Origin of the sequence: Collinsella sp. TF12-2AT (genome assembly GCF_003436735.1) — a bacterium.
Taxonomy (GTDB): Bacteria; Actinomycetota; Coriobacteriia; order Coriobacteriales; family Coriobacteriaceae; genus Collinsella.
Window position 1 is genome coordinate 18,269 of record NZ_QSQK01000010.1, and the last position, 18,582, is coordinate 36,850.

Sequence of the window (18,582 nt, forward strand, 5' to 3'; positions counted from 1 at the left end):
GACCGCGCGATATTGGACCTCCCGCTCGCACCATAAACGAAGCTTAAACACACTACCAACGTACTCGGGATGGGAGGCGGCATATCATGGGCTACAACACTTCAAGCGCAGCACTCGCCTATGATATGAACGCCATGCCCGCCTATCGTGAGACGCCGCAGGCCCCCGTTGCTCCCCGTGAGCAGCGCACGCCGCGCTTTGATGTCTACACGGGCGCGGGCCGTCAGGCAAACCAGGCGGTAAGCCCGGTTTTCATGAGCGTTCTTAAAACGTTTTGCATCATTGCGGCCATCTTCATGACGATTGGCGTCGCCCGCGTGGCGCTCGCCGGCGTTACGGCCCAGGTGCTCAACAGCAACGCCGAGCTTACCAACACGCTCGAAAAGGCGACCGATGAGAGCTCCGACCTGGAGGTCATGCATTCGGTCTATGGCGCCGACACGCGCATTCGCGACCTTGCGGGCGCTTACGGCATGGTGGAGCCCAGCGAGAGCGTTACACTTGACTTTTCGCAGGATGCAGCCGCGGGCGCCAACGCGACCGCGACCGCTCAGTAGCAAGACGGTAGCTGAGTATGACAAATGACTATCGCCGCGGTTCCGATGGGGGCCGCGGTTCTGGACGTCCCTCGTCGCGGGGGCGTTCTGGTTATCAAGGAACGGGTCGGCAATCTTACAACGCCGGGCAGTCCCGTGGCAACGACCCGGCGTCGCGACTTTGCGGCTCGGGCGGCCCCCAAGTGCATAACACCAGGTCGCGCAAGAGTTCGTCGACCGAATGGCTCACAGGCACGCCTCTGCCTCGCCGCAAAGCCGTCATGGGCTTCATTGGGCTTGGCTTGGGCTTGGGCGTCTTTCGCCTTGCCGACTATCAAATTGTCGAAGCCGATAAACTGCGCGAGCGTGCCGATGCGCGCCGACTGCTTGCGCAGACCCTCTATGCCAAACGCGGTACCATCTACGACCGCAACGGTAACGTGCTGGCGTCGTCGGTCGAATGTCGCAACATCGCCGTGAACCCGCAGCTTGTCGAGGACGTTGACAAGACGGTGTCGGCGCTGGTCAAGGCAACTGGAATCGATAAAAAGACCTGCCGCAAGCTCGTTGAGTCCGATGGAACCTGGGTGTATATCAAGCGCCAGGTGGACGAAGACGACGCTGCGGCGCTGGAGAAGAAGAACCTGCCCGGCGTGCTTTTTGAGCAGGCCATGAAGCGCGTATATCCATACGGCAATCTGGCATCGCAGGTGCTGGGTGTAGTGAATGTAGACAACGACGGCTTGACGGGTCTCGAAAAGCAATACAACAAGCTTCTGACCGGCACGAACGGTTCTCTCGTACGCGAGCGCGCGAGGGACGGCAGCTATATCGCGGGCGGTGCCTATAAAAAGGTGGCTGCGGTCGACGGCGTTGATATCGTGACGACGCTCGACGTCAATATCCAGCGTGCGGCCGAGGATGCCCTGGCAGAGGCTGTCGAGAAGACAAAGGCCAAGAACGGCTCGGCGCTGGTCACCGATCCTACGACAGGCGAGATCTTGGCAGCCTGCTCGTATCCGACCTACGACCAGACCAATTTGGAAAACGCCAAGACCGAGGATATGAACCTGCGCCTGGTCACCGACGCCTACGAGCCCGGCTCGGTCTTTAAGACGCTCGTGGCGGGCGCCGGCTTCGACTTGGGTGTCGTGCGGTCGAGTACGTCGTTTGAGGTGCCGGCGAGCATCAAGGTGGGCGACGATACCGTCACCGATGCCGACAAGCGCGACTATGCCATGACCATGGATGTGCGCGAGATGATGCGCCGTTCGTCCAACGTAGGCTTTGTCCTGGTGGGGCGCAAGATCGGTGCCGACGACTTTGCCGCCTATGTGGACAAGTGGGGCATCGGTCACAGCTCTGGTGTCGATTTTCCGGGCGAGAGCCTGGGCATCGTCAAGGAGCGTGACCAGTATGACGGCGCCACGCTGGGCTCGATGAGCTTTGGACAGGCGCTGTCTGTCTCGCCGATTGAGATCGCACGTGCCGTGGGCGGCATCGCCAACGGCGGCGTGATGATGACCCCGCACTTCTATAAGTCCAGCAAAGGTGACGAGAAGGACTGGGGCGAAGGCGAGCGCGCGATTTCGGAGGATGCCGCATCCCAGGTGACATCGTGCATGCAGACGGTCGTGTCGGAGGGAACGGGCGTTGGCGGCGCGGTTGACGGCTATGACGTGGCGGGTAAGACCGGTACGGCCGAACGTGCCGACGAGAACGGCGGCTACCTCAAGGAGAACTACATGTCGTCCTTTATGGGCTTTGCACCGGCACAATCGCCCAAGGTGCTGTGCTATATCACGCTCGACGGAACGCCGAGCGGCTCAGATGCCGCTGCGGTTCCGTTCCAGTTCATTATGGCCAACGCGCTCGACGTGCTGGGTATCCCGCACACGAAGTAGGGGGTTACAATCTTTGGGGCGTGGTTTGTTGTCCCATATGAGGGGTGTTCACATGCCCTGCACCACGCATACGCGGCGCTGGGATACAATACGCCGATAGCATTATTAGGTTTACAGGGGAGCTGCAATGATAGAGATCGCCGTCAACAACCTCGCGGCCGCAACAGGGGCCCGAACCGTGACGGGAGAAGCCGATCGGGTATGCCGCGGGTGCGTTATCGACTCGCGCCAGGTCGAGGAAGGGACGATTTTCGTCGCCTTTCCCGGTGAAAACGTCGACGGCAATGATTTTGCTTCCCGTGCCGTCCAGTCGGGTGCCGGCGCCGTCGTGATGACGCGTGAGCCCGAGGCCGAGCTGGTCTCGCTGGCGCAGGACAAGGGCTGTGCCATCTTGCTGACCGATGATCCCGAGGAGTTTCTGCTGCGTTTGGCGCATGCGTATCGCCTGGAGCTTGGCTGCCTGGTCGTTGGCATTACCGGTTCCATCGGCAAGACGACGACCAAGGACGTGCTCGCCGCTGTGCTCGCCAAGCGCTATCGTGTCTGGGCCACCAAGGGCAATTTCAATAACCTGATCGGCATGCCGCTCACGGTGCTTTCCGCTCCGGCCGATACCGAGGTCCTGGTGCTCGAGATGGGCATGAACCATTTCCACGAGATCGAGCGCCTGTCTCAGTCTGCCAATCCCAACCTTGCCATCGTGAGCAAGATCGGCACCTCTCATATCGGCATTTTGGGCAGCCGCGAGAACATCGCCCGCGCTAAGGCCGAGATCGTTCAGGGCATGTGCGCCGCTGGCGACTATTTGCCGCTGCTGGTTTTGGGCGGTGAGGACGACTTTACGCCGTTCATTCGCGACACGTTCGCCCAACCTGCTGGTATCGACGTGATGCTGGCCGGCGTCTCGGACGATGATGAGGTCCGTGCCCGCGACGTTCGCGTTGATGACGAAGGCCGTCCGGTCTTTACGCTCGATTTTGGCCAGGGTGAGACGATCGATACCATGCTTGCCATCCCCGGCGTGCAGTCCGTTCCTAATGCCGTTAAGGCCGCCGCGGTTGCCTATCGCCTGGGCGTGACGCCCGAGCAGATCGATGCTGCCTTTAGGGGTCTTACGATCACCGGGCACCGCCAGGAGATCAAGCGCGCCAAGAGTGGTGCACGCATCATCGACGATTCCTATAACGCCAGCGCCGAATCGATGGCAGCCGGTCTCGATCTGCTGTGCTCGCTTTCGTGCACGGGGTCTCGCATGGCGATCCTGGGCGAGATGGGCGAGATGGGCGATGAGGCTCCTCGCATGCATGAGCTCGTGGGCGCCTATGCCGCCGCCAAGAAGCTCGACATGCTGGCGTGCGTGGGCGGTGAGCTGGCCCAGCTTATGGCCGATGCCGCACGCATGATGGGCATGGACGAGGACCGCATCCAGGTGTTCTCCGATTATCAGCAGGTGCTCGACCGCATGGGCGGCGCGCTTGAAAAACATGATGTTGTGCTGGTCAAGGGTTCCCGCTTTGTTGAGCTCGACCGCTTTGTGGAAGGTGTGTGCTAGCCCATGTTCGGCAATCCCTCGTATCCAACGTATCAGGCTTTTTTGGGGCTTGGCATCGCCGCCGCCATTGCGCTGCTGCTCATGCCGTGGTGGATCAAGCTGCTCAAGGTCGAGGGTATCGGCCAGCAGGTTCGTGCCGACGGCCCCAAGCGTCATTTGGTTAAGCAGGGAACGCCCACCATGGGTGGCGTTGTCATCCTCGTCGCGATCTCGCTGACCTGCCTGCTGATGGGCAAGCTCACCACCGAGCTCGTGCTCGTGCTGCTCGCCACGCTGGCGACCGGCGTGCTGGGTCTGATCGACGACCTGACCTCCGTTACGCATGGGCGCTCGCTCGGTCTGACGCCTCATGCCAAAATGATCGGCCTTACCATCATCTGCGTTACCTTTACGGTACTTGCCGTCAACTGGTGCGGCGTCGCCCCCGAGATTCGTTTTCCCGGTGGGTTGACGATCGACCTTGGCGTGCTTTCGACCACCATCTGCGGCCTTTCGTTCCCGTGGCTCTACATTGTCTTTTGCTGGCTGATGATCGCCGGTCTTTCTAATGCCGTGAACCTGACCGATGGCCTTGACGGTCTTGCTGGCGGCACCTCCATGATCGCCATGCTCGCCATGGCTGCGATGGCGTTTTTGCACGGAGACGTGAACCTGTCCATCTTCTGCACCGCGTGTGCCGGTGCCTGCTTGGGCTTTCTGTGGTTCAACTGCTATCCGGCGAGCATCTTTATGGGCGATACCGGCTCGCTTGCCCTGGGCGCCGCGTTTGCCTGCACGTCCATCATGACCAACACCGAGGTCGTCTCCCTCATCATCGGCGGCCTGTTTATCGTTGAGACCCTTTCGGTCATGATTCAGGTTGTCTACTTCCACTTTACGCACAAGCGCGTCTTCCTTATGGCGCCCATCCATCATCATTTCGAAAAGAAGGGCTGGGCCGAGATCAAGGTCGTCATCCGTTTTTGGATTATCGCTGCGGCCTTTGGTGCCGTTGGCCTTGCCTTGTTCTTCCAGTTGGGATAGTGGTCTTTCATGCCTCTTGCTGATGTCTTTAGCCTGCTCGTTTTGGGTCAGGGCAAATCCGGTCTCGATGTCGCCCGCTGGGCGCTGGCACATCCCGAGCGCGTAAGTGCCGTTACCGTGTATGGCGGCGGCACCTCTGAGCCCAATGACGCCACGCGTGCGCTCGAGGCTGCTGGTGCGTCGTTTGTCTATGGGACCGAACAGGTCGAGGGCGCCTATGACGTATGCGTGACGTGCCCGGGCATCTCGGAGTTCTCGGGCTTCTTTAAGGCCGGGCGCGAGCATGCCGCCCAGATTATGGGTGAGCCCGAGTTTGCCTATCGCCTGTCGCCCGATAACTGGATCGCCATCACGGGCACCAACGGCAAAACGACCACCACGTCGCTGACTGATTATCTGCTCAAGGCTGCCGGCGAGGCCAGTGTAGCTGTCGGCAACATCGGCGAGCCGCCGGTCAACGAGATTGACGGCCGAGCCCACAACGAGTGGTTTGTGGCTGAGCTCTCGAGCTATCAGATTGCTACGACCACCGAGCTCCACCCTCGCGTGGCGGTGCTGCTCAACATCACTCCCGACCACCTGGGCTGGCACAAGAGCCATAAGAACTATGCGCTTGCCAAGATCAAACTGTTTGACAATATGGTCGATGACGATCTGGTGGTTGTCGACGTTGAGGATGCCGGCATCCATGAGTTCGATGAGTACATCTACACGCCGGGTCGTCGCATCTGCAAGGTTGCCTTTGACGAGCCAGAGGGTGAGGATGTCGCCTTTGTGCGCGATGGCAAGATGATCGTGCGCCTGAAGGGCGTCGAGACCCCGCTCATCGCTACATCCGAGCTCAAGATCTCGGGCCATCATAATGTTATCAATGCCCTGTGCGCTGCCACGGCTGTCCTGGCCGTCGGTGCCAATCCCGAGGGCATTTGCCGCGGTCTGGCCTCGTTCCAGCCGCTCGAGCACCGCGTGGAGCCGTGCGGCGAGATTGACGGAGTGCGCTACGTCAACGATTCCAAGGCGACCAACACCGACGCGGTCGAGAAGGCACTGACGGCATTTCCCGATGACAACGTGATCTTGCTGCTCGGCGGCCACGATAAGGGTACGCCGCTTGCGGACTTTGCCCGCGTCGTTATGGACAACGTGCGCTCGGTCGTTTGCTTTGGCGATGCGCGCGAGCGCTTTACCGCCGCTATGGACGAGGCCGATGTCGATGGTGACGTGGATATCGCCCAGGCCGATGATCTGCGCGATGCCGTTGACGTTGCCCGCTCGCTCTCGAGCCGCGGCGACGTAATCCTGCTTTCGCCCGCTTGCTCTTCGTTCGACGAGTTCTCGGGCTACGAGGAGCGCGGTCGCGTGTTTAAGGACTACGTGGCCCAGCTTGCCGCAGCAGCGAAATCGCAAACGGAATAGGGGTTGCCGGTGAGAGAGGAGAGCCCCCGAAGTGATATGAGGAGGCCCGACTCGGACCGTGCTTCCTCGCTGCGTAGCACGCCGCGTTCCGGACGCGGCGGGCAGACGTTCAGTGAGCGCTATATTGCCGGCGTCCCCGCCCGCATCATGCGCCCCCGTCTGATATTTATGGCCTGCCTGTTTACTTTGGTGTGCTTTGGTCTGCTGATGGTGTACTCGGCATCTTCGGTCGAGGCGCTGCACGAGAATGGTTCGGCGACGTTTTTCCTGTTTCGACAGGCCGCGTTTGCCGGAGTTGGCGTGCTGGCTATGGTTGCCATCGTGCGCGTCTTGCCGGACAGTTGGTTTGGGGAAGACGTGCTCAGGATCTTCCTCATGGGCATGATAGGGCTACTGGTTCTGGTGTTCTTTATGGGTAGCGGCAGTCGTGGCGCCACGCGCTGGCTCAACATCGCCGGTATTCAGTTCCAGCCGTCTGAGTTTTTAAAGCCGTTCGCCATCGCGTATTCGGCAATCATGCTCGACCGTATCTTTTCGCCCGGCGGCAACATCAACGAATTCCTTCGCAAGATGGGCATCTACCTGGGTATTTCGCTCTTTCTGATCTTTATCCAGCCCGATTTCGGTACTGTCCTGATCATCCTGTTGACCCTCATGTGCATGGCGTTGTTTGCGGGTCTCGACCCGAGATTTATCATCGGCGTGCTAATCTTCGGCATTCTCGTGATCGTGATTGCACTTGTCGCAGAGCCGTACCGTATGGTGCGTATTCAGGTTGCCTTGAACCCTTGGGCTGACGAGTATGGTGACGGCTATCAGGCCACGCTTGCCATCATGGCCTTTGCCTCGGGCGGTCTGTTCGGCCGTGGCATCGGCAACTCAACCATGAAGTACTCGTATCTGCCCGAGGCGCACAATGACTACATCCTGGCCATCATTGGCGAGGAAGTCGGCTTTGTCGGAACCGTGCTGTTCTTCTTGGTGTTTGCGATGCTGATCTACTCGGCGTTTCGCATTGCCGAGCAGGCGACCGATCGTCGGGGCGCGCTCATGGCGTCTGGCTCTGCGGTCATTCTCGCGGTACAGTTTTTGATCAATGCGCTGGGCATCCTCAACGTGTTTCCCATGACGGGCAAACCGTTGCCGTTTATTAGCTATGGCGGTTCGTCGATTATCGTGTCGCTCATGCTTGCCGGGTTGATCCTGCGCGTTTCGTACGAGAGCGCCCGTCGCGATGAGTACGACCGTCGCCGCGAGAGCTTTGCCGTTATGGATGAGAGTACCGCCGGCGTGCCCCACGTGCGCGGTGAGCGATCTTCGCGTAACGGTTTTACCGTCCTGGATGGCTCTGCGACCGAGCCGGCAGCCCGTCCGCGTCAGCGAACGGCGCCGCAAGGTCGTCCGCAGCGCCCAACTCCTCGCAATGCGGGCGGCGGATATAATCGAATCGATTTGAACTCGGACCCGTCGGCGCGTCTACGCACCGACGACCAGGGACCGCGTGTACGAAGGGACTACCATGACCGATAAGATGACCGTTGCTATTGCAGCCGGCGGCACGGCGGGACACATCAACCCCGCGCTCGCCTTGGCCGAAGAGCTGCGTGATCGTGGCCACCACGTTGTGTTCGTGGGCCAGTCACGCAAGCTCGAGGGTCGTCTGGTCCCCGAGGCTGGGTTTGATTTTGTGCCCATTACGGTCACGGGCTTCGACCGCTCCCGTCCTTGGACGGCGCTGACCTCCCTGTGGCGTGTCAACAAGGCCAAGCGTGCGCTCGCCAGTCATTTCTCAAAGGTCGGCAAGCCCGATGCCGCCATCGGTTTTGGTGCCTATGTCGAGGTTCCGCTGCTGGGGTGGTGCAAGGGCGCGGGCGTTCCGTATCTGCTGCATGAGCAGAACTCTGTTCCGGGCCTGGCCAACAAGATGATGAACTCCCACGCCGCCCGCGTGTGCATCTCGGTGCCGGCAGCGCGCGCGGTCTTTGAGCGCGAAGGTGACCCTGACCACGTGCTCATGACCGGCAACCCCGTACGTCGCTCGGTAATCGAGGGCGATCGCGCTCGCGGCCGCAAGACGCTTGGTGTGCCCGAGGACGCTACGCTGCTGCTCGTCTTTGGCGGTTCACTTGGCGCCCAGCACCTCAACGAGCGCGTGGTTTCGCTCAAAAACGAGCTGCTTTCGCGCAAGAACCTCTATGTGTTGCATTCGACGGGTGCCGATGGCTTTGAGGAGACCGAGCGCACTTTGGCGCTGACGCCCGAGGAGGCGAAGCGTTACCGCGTCCAGCCTTACATCGACAACATGGGCGATATGCTGGCTGCTGCCGATTTGGTGCTCTCGCGTTCGGGCGCATCGAGCGTGGCCGAGATCGCTGCGCTTGCCGTGCCCTCGGTGCTCGTGCCGTATCCGCATGCGACGGCCGACCACCAAACCACCAATGCCCGTTATCTGGTCGACGCCGGGGCCGGCGTGCTCTGCGCCGATGCCGATATCGACGGTTCTGCCTTTGCCGATGAGCTGCTGCACCTGGTCGATGACGCGGCGGCGCGCGACGCCATGCGTCAGGCGGCACGTGGTCTGGCTCAGGATAGGGCCGCCGCTCTTCTGGCGGATGCGGTAGAGGGTTTACGTTAGTTAGACGGGATATCGTCGGTCGCCCTCGCGCTGATGCGGTAGGTGCGGTACAGTTAACGGGTTACAGGCAGTGTTTACGCAAGGAGTACACGAGCACATGGCTGATTCCCAGACTGCAACCTCCGCGCCCGAGTTTAAGAGCGCCCACTTTATCGGTATCGGCGGCGCCGGCATGAGCGGCATCGCCCTCGTTCTGCACGAGCGCGGTTATGCCGTTACCGGCTCCGACCTTAAGACGTCACGTTATATCCGCCAGCTTACCCGCGCTGGTGTGAAGGTGCATGTGGGCCATGAGGCCGCCACGATCGACGAGGTCAAGCCCGACGTGGTTGTTGTCTCCACCGCTATTCCGGAGTCCAACCCTGAACTCGTGCGCGCTCGCGAGCTTGGTATTCCCGTGTGGCCCCGTGCCAAGATGCTCTCTGCTTTGGGTCACGGCTACACCACCGTCGCTGTTGCCGGCACGCATGGCAAGACCACCACGTCTTCGATGTGTGCCACCATGCTCGACCGCATGGGTCTGGATCCGAGCTTCCTGATCGGTGGCATCGTCGAGGGCTATGACACGAACGGCAAGAACGGCTCGGGCGACTACTTTGTCGCCGAGGCCGACGAGTCCGACAGCTCCTTCCTGTTCCTGAACCCCAACGTAGTCATTGTGACCAACGTCGAGGCCGACCACCTCGATCACTACTCGGGTATCGAGGAGATCGAGGCAACTTTCGCCAAATTCATGAGCCTGGTGGGCGAGGACGGCGCCGTCATCGTCTGCGGTGAGGACCCGCATCTGGTCGAGCTCGCCAAGTCGACGGGCCGTCACGTGCTTTCCTACGGCTTTGCCGAGAGCAACGACATCGTCTGCATGCACCCGGATGTCAAGGGCATCCAGAGTGACTTTATCGTTCGCTTTGAGGACGGCACTGAGCGCGCTGTGGAGATCAAGAGCAATCCTGGTCGCCACAACATGCTCAACGCCACGGCGGTGCTCACCGTCGCCCATGTCCTGGGCCTTGACATCGACGCCGCCGCCAAGGCGCTCTCGAGCTTTGAGGGCGTCCGCCGTCGCTTTACCCACGTGGGCGATATCGATGGCATCACCGTGGTCGATGATTACGGCCATCACCCCACCGAGATCAAGGCGACGCTTGCTGCCGCTTCGTCGCTGGGTTACAAGCACGTCGACGTCGTGTTCCAGCCGCACCGCTATTCGCGCCTGCAGGCCCTGTGCGACGACTTTGCCGATGCATTTGCCAATGCCGATAAACTGCTGCTGATTGATGTGTTCTCGGCTGGCGAGATGCCCATTCCGGGTGTCACCTCTAAGATGCTCGCCGATACCGTGCGCGCCAAGCATCCTGGCAAGGAGGTCGTGTACTGCTCCAGCCGTCTTGAGCTCAATCAGGAGCTCGAGCAGATGGTGGGCGAGGGCGACCTGCTGCTCACCATGGGTGCCGGCGACGTTACGACCGTCGGTCCCGAGTTCATTGAGTATCTGACTGCCAAGAAAGACGCTTAAGTCTAATGGGTCTGTTTAACGCCGTCATGGCGCTCTCGGGCATGATCGACACGGATGTGATCGAGGACGAGCGCCTTGCGCGTCATACGAGCTATCGTATCGGCGGCAAGGCCGACCTCTTTGTGACGTGCCATAGCTATCATGCCCTCCGCCGCGCCGTGGCGGTGCTCGATCGCGAGCAGGTGCCGTGGGTCATCATCGGCAAGGGCTCCAATCTGCTGGTTGCCGATGGCGGTTATCGCGGTGCCGTCATTTCGCTCGGACGTGAGTTCCAGCGCACGGTTGTTGCCGATGACGGTTGTACGCTGACGGTCGGTGCGGGCGTGATGTTTGCGCGCCTGGTCAACGATGCCCTGTCGCGTAGCCTCTCGGGCCTTGAGTTTGCCGTTGGCATTCCTGGTTCGGTCGGCGGTGCGATATCTATGAATGCCGGCACGCGGACCGAGTGGATTGGCTCGCTGGTTGAGGATGTCGTAACGTTTGACCCGGCATCCGGTATCAAGCATTATGCGGGGTCCGAGATCTCTTGGGGCTACCGCGAATGTAGCCTTCCCCGCAATGAGATCATCCTCGAGTGCGTGCTCAAGCTTAAACCGGCGCCCAAGGCCGACATTCGCGAGCGCATGGAGCGGTACCTTACAAGGCGCAAGCGTACGCAGCCCATGGGTCGCGCATCCTGCGGGTCTGTCTTTCGCAACCCGCCCGATGCGAGTGTGGGCAAGCTTATCGAGGATTGTGGATTAAAGGGTTTTTCGATTGGCGGCGCGGAAGTTTCGCCCGTTCACGCTAATTTTATCGTTAATAACGGAACTGCCTCGGCCGATGACGTTGCCGCGGTTATCAGACATGTGCACGGAAAGGTGAGGGAGGCGTATGGCATCGAGCTCAGACCGGAAGTTAAATTCCTCGGCTTCTAGAGCATCGAAACCCACCTTCCGCCGCGCCGGAGGGCGTTCCGGCGCGCCTGCCAAACCTCAACGCAATACCGTCGCGCACTCTAAGTCTGTCGGGCATGCTCGACAGACCAGTCGTCCGGTCGTCGGCTCGCAGCTCGGTAATCGTCCGGCCGCAAAAAAGTCCTCTCGTCCCTCGGTGACGTCAAAGCCTGTTATGGGCGCCAAGCCTGCCCGTCCCATGGCAGCTCCCAAGCCCTCGACGGGAACTAAAGCGGCGCGTCCAGGTCTCACGCTGGGCGCATCGAAACCGCGCTCGCTGACATCGGTGCCGGCTACCGCCAAGAAGCCTTCGAGTAAAAAAGGTTTCAACCCGTTATCTTCACTTGGAGCGATGGCAAATAAAACATCAGATGCCGCTTCTGTCGTTACAGGCAAAGGCAAAATCGTGGGCGGCGTTCTGGCCGTCTTGGCCGTGCTCGTCGTCGTTGCCATCGTGGTGATCAACTCTGGACTGTTTACTGCCACTGATATTCAGATTCAAGGCAGCGAGCATGTGACGAAGCACGATGCTATCCAGCTGATCGACTTGCCCGAGGGAACGTCGCTTTTTAACGTCGATCCCGACCAGATTACCGAGGATCTCAAGCAGAACCCGTGGGTTTCGGGCGTGGATGTCCAGCGCCAGTTTCCCCATACGCTTATCATCACGCCGACGGAGCGTAAAGTTATCGCCATTGCGTATATCAGCTCCGACGACCTTGCCTGGGCTATCGGAGACGATGACACCTGGATCGCCCCGCTGTCGACGTCGGTCGAAGTGGACGACCAGGGCAACGTCATCACGACAGGGCAGGGCTCAAATACCTTGACCGGAATCGATGCCGCGCTGGCGCTCGCCAAGCATTATGGCGCGGTGTTATTGACTGATGTCTCGGCGGATGTCGCTCCGGTTTCCGGCCAGGCGGTGAACTCCAAAGCCGTTAAGGCCGGCCTGGATTATGTGCGTGGTTTTTCGAGCGAGTTCTTGGGACAAGTCAAGGATATTTCCACGCCTTCGGTCGAAGCCATCTCGGCAAACCTCAATAACGGCATTGAGGTGTCGCTGGGCGATTCGGACGATATCGCCAAGAAGGAACGCGTAGTCACCAAGTTGCTTTCGCAGGTAGAGGGCGTAACGTATATCAATGTGCGCTCTCCGGGCAACTACACATTTAGGAATGCTCCGACCTCGTAGCGCTGGTTGATGCTTTGTTGAGGGGCCATACCACGCCGTTTATCTGGTTTGTTTGGTTTTCACGGTCAATTATTTGACTGATACGTTCATAATGTGCAAACATAATACGGTTTACCTTTGCATTTACTTTCAACCTGAAGGTTAATGTGCGCAGGGGTCGACCCATGCTATGGCTATAACCTTTGTTCGGAGGACCGACATGCACGAGACAGAGATCAACAACTACCTTGCCGTCATTAAGGTGGTCGGCGTCGGCGGCGGCGGTACCAACGCGGTCAATCGAATGATCGAAGAGGGCATCCGCGGCGTCGAGTTTGTTGCCATCAACACCGATGCTCAGGCACTCGCGATCTCTGATGCCGATATCAAGGTGCACATCGGCACCGACCTTACCCGCGGCCTGGGCGCCGGCGCCAATCCCGAGGTTGGCCGCAAGGCTGCCGATGAGTCCCGCGACGACATCGCCGAGGCGCTCGCTGGCGCCGACATGGTGTTTATCACCTGCGGCGAGGGCGGCGGCACCGGTACCGGCGCTGCTCCCATCGTTGCCGATATCGCGATGAACGAGGTCGGCGCACTGACCGTCGCCGTCGTGACCAAGCCCTTCACCTTCGAGGGCCGCAAGCGTAAGAAGAGCGCCGAGGAGGGCATCAAGACCCTCTCCGATTGCGTCGACACCATGATCGTCATTCCTAACGATAAGCTGCTCGACATCGCCGAGAAGAAGACCACCATGCTCGAGGCCTTCGCGATTGCCGATGGCGTCCTTTCCCAGGGCACCCAGGGCATCACCGACCTCATCACCGTCCCCGGTATCATCAACCTGGACTTCGCCGATGTTAAGACCATCATGAAGCAGGCCGGTACCGCCATGATGGGTATCGGTACCTCTTCTGGGGATACTCGTGCCGTCGACGCTGCCCAGCAGGCCATCTCCAGCCCGCTGCTCGAGAGCTCCATCGATGGTGCCACGCGCGTGCTGCTCTCCATCGCCGGTTCCAAGGACCTGGGCATCCAGGAGATCAGCGACGCCGCCGACGTTGTCGCCAACGCCGTCGACCCCGAGGCCAACATCATCTTCGGTACCGTTGTCGACGAGTCCCTGGGCGATCAGGTGCGTATCACCGTCATCGCTACGGGCTTCTCCGACTCCAACGTCAACCGTCAGGATGAGCTCTTTGCTGCTCAGCAGTCTCAGAGCAAGGCCGCTGCCTCCGCTGAGCCGCAGCGCACCGCCCCGGCTGCCAGCCCGGCTCAGGCCGCTCCGACCCGCAACGTCGGTGGTACCGAGCTGCCCAACTTTGGCAACGACCAGTTCGAGCTTCCCGACTTCCTGAAGCGCGGTAGCTTCTAGTTCGTTTTTCTCAACGACCTGCACGGGGTGTGTCCATTTGGATGCACCCCGTTTTGTTTCTCGTTTGTAAACGAAAGCCTCCAATCTCCTTACGTTCCCTTTACGTTTGGTCCCTACCGCTGCGGGTATCCTTTTAAGGAAGTATGACAGCCGTATAAACGCGGACTGCGCGGCGACGCCGCGGTACTTGTGTTATTAGGAGGCTTTAGTATGGCAGCACGTGCGGACAGGGTTTCGCGTGTCGACCATGATGGAGTTACGTTGGTGGAGGGCGCGACATCCGATGTCCGTTTTGCCTTTACCGAGCGCACCGGTGGCGTTTCTGAAGATGCGTACTCCTCGCTCAACCTGGGCTCGCATGTAGGCGATGACCCCTTTGCTGTTCAAGAAAATCGTCGTCGAGCGCTCGAAGCTATGGGTGCCACTGAGTGCGAGCATAATCTGCTCGTGCCCAATCAGGTACATGGTGACCATATCGTTACGGTGACTTCGAACGGCGCCGACGATCTTGAGGCTGTTCGCGAGCAGATTGCTGAGGGCTGCGATGCCATCGTCTGTACGGCCCATGACGTGCCCGTGCTGCTCTGCTTTGCCGACTGCGTTCCCGTGGTGCTGGTGGCCCCCGGCGGGTTTGCCGTGGTGCACTCCGGTTGGAAGGGCACGATTGCACGTATTTCTGCCAAGGCGTGCCAGGCGCTTTGCGATGCTGCCGGCTGCGATGCGAGCGACGTTTCCGCCTATATCGGCCCCCATATCTTGGCTGACGAATATGAGGTATCCCAGGAACTCATGGATCGCTTTGCCGTCGAGTTCTCTTGCATCGATGCGAGTGCCTCTCGCATGCTCGATCTTTCCGCTGCCATTTGTGAGGCGCTGGTAGATGCCGGTGTGGACGCGGATAATATCGTGGATACCCAGCTTTCGACTGTGCGCCAGAACGACCGCTTTTATTCCTACCGTAACGAGGACGGCACCTGTGGGCGCCATGCTGCGATCGGCGTGATGCTATGAGAAAGATCGTATCGGTCCTGAGCGCCGCTGTGCTTACGCTTACGCTGTGCGCCTGTTCTTCGGGATCTTCTACCTCTTCCATTACCGTGGCCGGCTCCACGACCTGCCTTCCTATCGCCGAGATTGCGGCAGAGGGCTTTAAGGAGGAGACCGGCATCGACGTGCTCGTTTCCGGTTTGGGCTCTTCCGCTGGCATCGAAGCCGTCAGCGCTGGCACGGCCGATATCGCCAGCTCCTCCCGTGGACTCAATGCCGACGAACAGGATCTGGGCCTGACTCCCATCGTCATTGCCCACGACGGTATCGCGGTCATCGTGAACGACGATAACCCGGTCGATAACCTCTCGACCGAGCAGCTCCGCGATATCTATGCCGGCAAGATTACTAATTGGAAAGAGGTCGGTGGCGAGGACCTGAAGATTCAGGTCATCAACCGAGACGAGGCATCCGGCACGCGTGAAGCCTTCCGCACCATCGTGATGGACGGCACCCCGTTCGATCGCCGCTCGGCCGTTCTTTCGGGCACGGGCCAGGTGCGCGACGTGGTATCTCGTTCGCACGGTGCCATTGGCTACATTTCGCTGGGCTTCGTCGATAGCCTCAACGCCAAGACCTCGGTCAAGGCCGTCTCGGTCAATCATGTTGAGGCGTCCGAGAAGACGGTCGCGAGCGGCGGCTATCCCATCTCACGCGACCTTTACTTCTTTGTGAAGGGTGCGCCTTCGCAGCAGGCGCAGGATTACATCGACTATGTGACGTCCGAAAAGATGGACAAGCAGATTCGCGAGGCGGGCTTTATCCCCGTCACCAACGACGAGAAGGGGAGTGAGTAGCATGGAAGCACAGGAAAACTCCCAGACTGAGCAGAATGGTCAGGCGCCCAAGAAGCGCGAGCTGGCGCTCGTATCGCGCAGCACCTATATCAAGGAGAAGGCGCTGCAGTGGATCTTCTTTGCCTGCGCGTTCTTGGCGGTGGTTACCGTCATCCTGATTTTTGTCTTTACCACGTACTCGGCGCTGCCCGTCTTTACCGACATCGGTCTGGCGGACTTCTTTAGCTTTACGTGGGCGCCCTCTGAGGGTCACTACGGCATCGTGTCGCTGCTTGCCGGCTCGGGTCTGGTGACCGTCGGCGCGCTCGCCATGGGTGTGCCCCTAGGCGTGGGCACGGCCGTGTATCTGGTCGAGATCGCCAGCAAGCGCGTGCGCAAGCTCATCAGCCCTGCCGTTGACCTGTTGGCCGGCATCCCTTCTATCATCTATGGCTTCTTTGGCATGATCATCATCCGCCCGTTTATCGCACAACTGACCGGCGGTCTTGGTTTTGGCGCGCTGACGGCGTGGTTCGTGCTCGCCATTATGATCGTGCCCACCATCACGACGCTTACCATCGATGCTCTCAATTCCATTCCCATGGGCATTCGCGAGGCATCGTATGCCATGGGCGCCACCAAGTGGCAGACTATCTATAAGGTCGTGTTACCTGCCGCCAAGCTGGGTATCGTGGATGCCATCGTGCTGGGTATGGGCCGTGCCATCGGCGAGACCATGGCCGTGCTCATGGTCGTGGGTAACGCCCCGGTTATTCCCGACAGCATTGCGAGCCCCATCTCGACGCTCACGAGCCAGATTGCGCTCGACATGAGCTATTCCTCGGGTCTGCATCGCTCGGCGCTGTTCGGCATGGGCGTGGTCCTGTTTATCATTTCCGCCACGCTGGTGGGCATCGTCCGCCTGGTTTCCAAGAAGAAGAGGGGGTAGGCTATGTCCGATTCCGTTGACACGACGGTCGATACGACCTCGTCGCGCGAGCGCATCAAGCGTGCCCTTTCCCACGGCAAGAAGGGCCGCATCAACAAGGACCTGTCCAACAAGATCATGCTTGGCGTGTTCCGTGCCGCGGCATACATCACCACGCTGGTGCTGGTCGCTATCATCGCCTACGTGGTCATTAACGGCCTGCCGCATATCTCACTCGACTTTATCTTCGGTTGGCCCCAGGGCGTCAACGCCGAGGGCGGAATTTGGCCCACGATCGTCTCGACCGTCTATGTGACGGCGCTCGCTATGCTTATCTGCACGCCGATCGCTGTGCTGGCAGCCGTCTATCTGGCCGAGTACGCCAAGCAGGGCAAGGTCGTCGAGCTCATTCGCTACGCTGCCGACGCTTTGGCTTCGGTGCCCTCCATCGTTATGGGCCTGTTTGGCTACGCCTTGTTTGTCGAGGCCATGGGCCTGGGCCTTTCGATGGTCTCTGCCGCTCTGGCACTCGCGCTCTTGATGCTTCCCATCGTCATGCGCACCACCGAAGAGGCCATTCGCGCTGTTCCGCGCTATATCCGTTGGGGCGCGTACGGCCTGGGCGCCACCAAGTGGCAGGTTGTCTCCAAGATCGTGCTTCCTTCTGCCTTTGGCCGTATTGCCACGGGCATTGTCCTTGCCATCGGCCGTGCCATTGGCGAGACCGCCGTGGTGCTCTACACCATGGGCCAGGCCATCAATCTACCTATCTCGCCGCTCGATTCCGGCCGCCCCATGACCGTTCACCTGTACCTGCTTGCCAACGACGGCATCAACATGAACGCAGCCTACGGCACCGCGCTCTTGCTGATGGTGATCATTCTGGCCTTCAACCTGTTTGCGCGCTTCCTGTCGCGCAAGCGTCGCTAGTTAAGGAGTCCCATGTCCGTTTATCAGTCCGCTCCCACGCTGGAGCAAGCGGCCATTACGGCCAAGGATTTCAACTTTTGGTACGGTGACTTTCATGCGCTGACGGGGCTCGACCTCAACATCGCCAAAAACGCCATCACCTCCTTCATTGGCCCTTCGGGCTGCGGCAAGTCGACGTTTTTGCGCTGCATCAACCGCATGAATGACCTGATCGAGGGTACGCGCGTCGAGGGCACCATGACGCTCGACGGCAACGATATCTATGCCGAGGGCGTCGACCCGGTCGACCTCCGTCGCCGCGTGGGCATGATTTTTCAGCAGCCCAACCCGTTTCCCAAATCCATCTACGAGAATGTCGCCTTTGGCCCTCGTCTGCAGGGCGTGACTAGCAAAAGCGACCTCGATGACATCGTGGAAGAATCGCTCAAGCGCGCCAACCTCTGGAAAGAGGTATCCAATCAGCTCAACAAGGATGGTTTGGCGCTCTCGGGCGGTCAGCAGCAGCGTCTGTGCATCGCGCGCGTGCTTGCGGTGCAACCCGATGTCCTCCTGATGGACGAGCCCTGCTCCGCCATCGACCCCACGTCCGTCTCTAAGGTCGAGGATTTGATGGCCGAGCTGGCGCCCGAGATGACGATCATCATCGTCACGCATTCAATGCAGCAGGCAGCTCGTATCAGCGACTACACCGCATTCTTCTTGCAGGAAGTTGCCGGTGAACCTGCCACGCTCATCGAGTATGGTCAAACCGACGCGATCTTCACCAGCCCGGTGGACTCGCGGACGGAAGACTATATCACCGGCCGCTTTGGCTGATCGGTGCGACTAGTCCCAA

Annotated in this window: 16 protein-coding genes; all 16 read left to right on the forward strand. The window is 60.0% G+C overall.

Annotation, left to right across the window (positions count from 1 at the left end):
- The first annotated feature begins 86 nt into the window (after window positions 1–86).
- Window positions 87–557 (forward strand): hypothetical protein, encoded by a 471-nt coding sequence (locus tag DXD24_RS07395; protein ID WP_022094483.1) that lies wholly within the window; start codon window positions 87–89, stop codon window positions 555–557.
- A gap of 182 nt (window positions 558–739) precedes the next feature.
- Complete coding sequence (locus tag DXD24_RS07400; protein WP_369832001.1) at window positions 740–2,440, forward strand: peptidoglycan D,D-transpeptidase FtsI family protein; 1,701 nt, start codon at window positions 740–742, stop codon at window positions 2,438–2,440.
- Window positions 2,441–2,567: 127 nt separating this feature from the next.
- Window positions 2,568–3,992, forward strand: a complete 1,425-nt coding sequence (gene murF / locus DXD24_RS07405; protein ID WP_117564664.1) for a UDP-N-acetylmuramoyl-tripeptide--D-alanyl-D-alanine ligase — start codon at window positions 2,568–2,570, stop codon at window positions 3,990–3,992.
- A 3-nt stretch (window positions 3,993–3,995) separates the two neighbouring features.
- Complete coding sequence (gene mraY, locus DXD24_RS07410) at window positions 3,996–5,015, forward strand: phospho-N-acetylmuramoyl-pentapeptide-transferase (RefSeq protein WP_117646474.1); 1,020 nt, start codon at window positions 3,996–3,998, stop codon at window positions 5,013–5,015.
- Between the two features lie 9 nt (window positions 5,016–5,024).
- Window positions 5,025–6,431, forward strand: a complete 1,407-nt coding sequence (gene murD / locus DXD24_RS07415; protein ID WP_117646475.1) for a UDP-N-acetylmuramoyl-L-alanine--D-glutamate ligase — start codon at window positions 5,025–5,027, stop codon at window positions 6,429–6,431.
- 9 nt (window positions 6,432–6,440) lie between these two features.
- Window positions 6,441–7,961 carry a putative lipid II flippase FtsW gene (ftsW, locus tag DXD24_RS07420; protein ID WP_147326357.1) on the forward strand — a complete coding sequence of 507 codons (1,521 nt, stop codon included), beginning with the start codon at window positions 6,441–6,443 and terminating at the stop codon, window positions 7,959–7,961.
- Entirely contained in the window at window positions 7,951–9,066 is a 1,116-nt protein-coding gene (gene murG / locus DXD24_RS07425) for an undecaprenyldiphospho-muramoylpentapeptide beta-N-acetylglucosaminyltransferase (RefSeq protein ID WP_117646477.1), read from the forward strand. Before ftsW ends, murG begins: the two co-directional genes overlap by 11 nt.
- A gap of 97 nt (window positions 9,067–9,163) precedes the next feature.
- Window positions 9,164–10,582, forward strand: a complete 1,419-nt coding sequence (gene murC, locus DXD24_RS07430) for a UDP-N-acetylmuramate--L-alanine ligase (protein ID WP_117646478.1) — start codon at window positions 9,164–9,166, stop codon at window positions 10,580–10,582.
- Between the two features lie 5 nt (window positions 10,583–10,587).
- On the forward strand, window positions 10,588–11,499 hold the full coding sequence (gene murB, locus DXD24_RS07435) for a UDP-N-acetylmuramate dehydrogenase (protein WP_117636007.1): 912 nt from the start codon (window positions 10,588–10,590) through the stop codon (window positions 11,497–11,499).
- Window positions 11,456–12,712: a cell division protein FtsQ/DivIB gene (locus DXD24_RS07440; RefSeq protein ID WP_233502359.1), complete on the forward strand. Its 1,257-nt coding sequence runs from the start codon at window positions 11,456–11,458 to the stop codon at window positions 12,710–12,712. The genes murB and DXD24_RS07440 overlap by 44 nt, the downstream gene beginning before the upstream one ends.
- Before the next feature lie 199 nt (window positions 12,713–12,911).
- Window positions 12,912–14,066: a cell division protein FtsZ gene (ftsZ, locus tag DXD24_RS07445; protein WP_055251674.1), complete on the forward strand. Its 1,155-nt coding sequence runs from the start codon at window positions 12,912–12,914 to the stop codon at window positions 14,064–14,066.
- Between the two features lie 210 nt (window positions 14,067–14,276).
- A complete protein-coding gene (locus tag DXD24_RS07450) occupies window positions 14,277–15,077 on the forward strand; it encodes a polyphenol oxidase family protein (RefSeq protein WP_117646479.1) in 801 nt (266 codons plus the stop codon).
- The gene (locus DXD24_RS07455; RefSeq protein WP_117564651.1) at window positions 15,074–15,910 is read left to right on the forward strand and encodes a phosphate ABC transporter substrate-binding protein; all 837 of its coding nucleotides are present in this window, start codon (window positions 15,074–15,076) and stop codon (window positions 15,908–15,910) included. The genes DXD24_RS07450 and DXD24_RS07455 overlap by 4 nt, the downstream gene beginning before the upstream one ends.
- 1 nt (window position 15,911) lies before the next feature.
- The gene (gene pstC, locus DXD24_RS07460; protein ID WP_117564650.1) at window positions 15,912–16,838 is read left to right on the forward strand and encodes a phosphate ABC transporter permease subunit PstC; all 927 of its coding nucleotides are present in this window, start codon (window positions 15,912–15,914) and stop codon (window positions 16,836–16,838) included.
- A 3-nt stretch (window positions 16,839–16,841) separates the two neighbouring features.
- Window positions 16,842–17,747, forward strand: coding sequence for a phosphate ABC transporter permease PstA (gene pstA, locus DXD24_RS07465; RefSeq protein WP_006234250.1), 906 nt, complete (start codon window positions 16,842–16,844; stop codon window positions 17,745–17,747).
- 12 nt (window positions 17,748–17,759) lie between these two features.
- On the forward strand, window positions 17,760–18,563 hold the full coding sequence (pstB, locus tag DXD24_RS07470; RefSeq protein WP_089571588.1) for a phosphate ABC transporter ATP-binding protein PstB: 804 nt from the start codon (window positions 17,760–17,762) through the stop codon (window positions 18,561–18,563).
- Window positions 18,564–18,582: the final 19 nt, after the last annotated feature.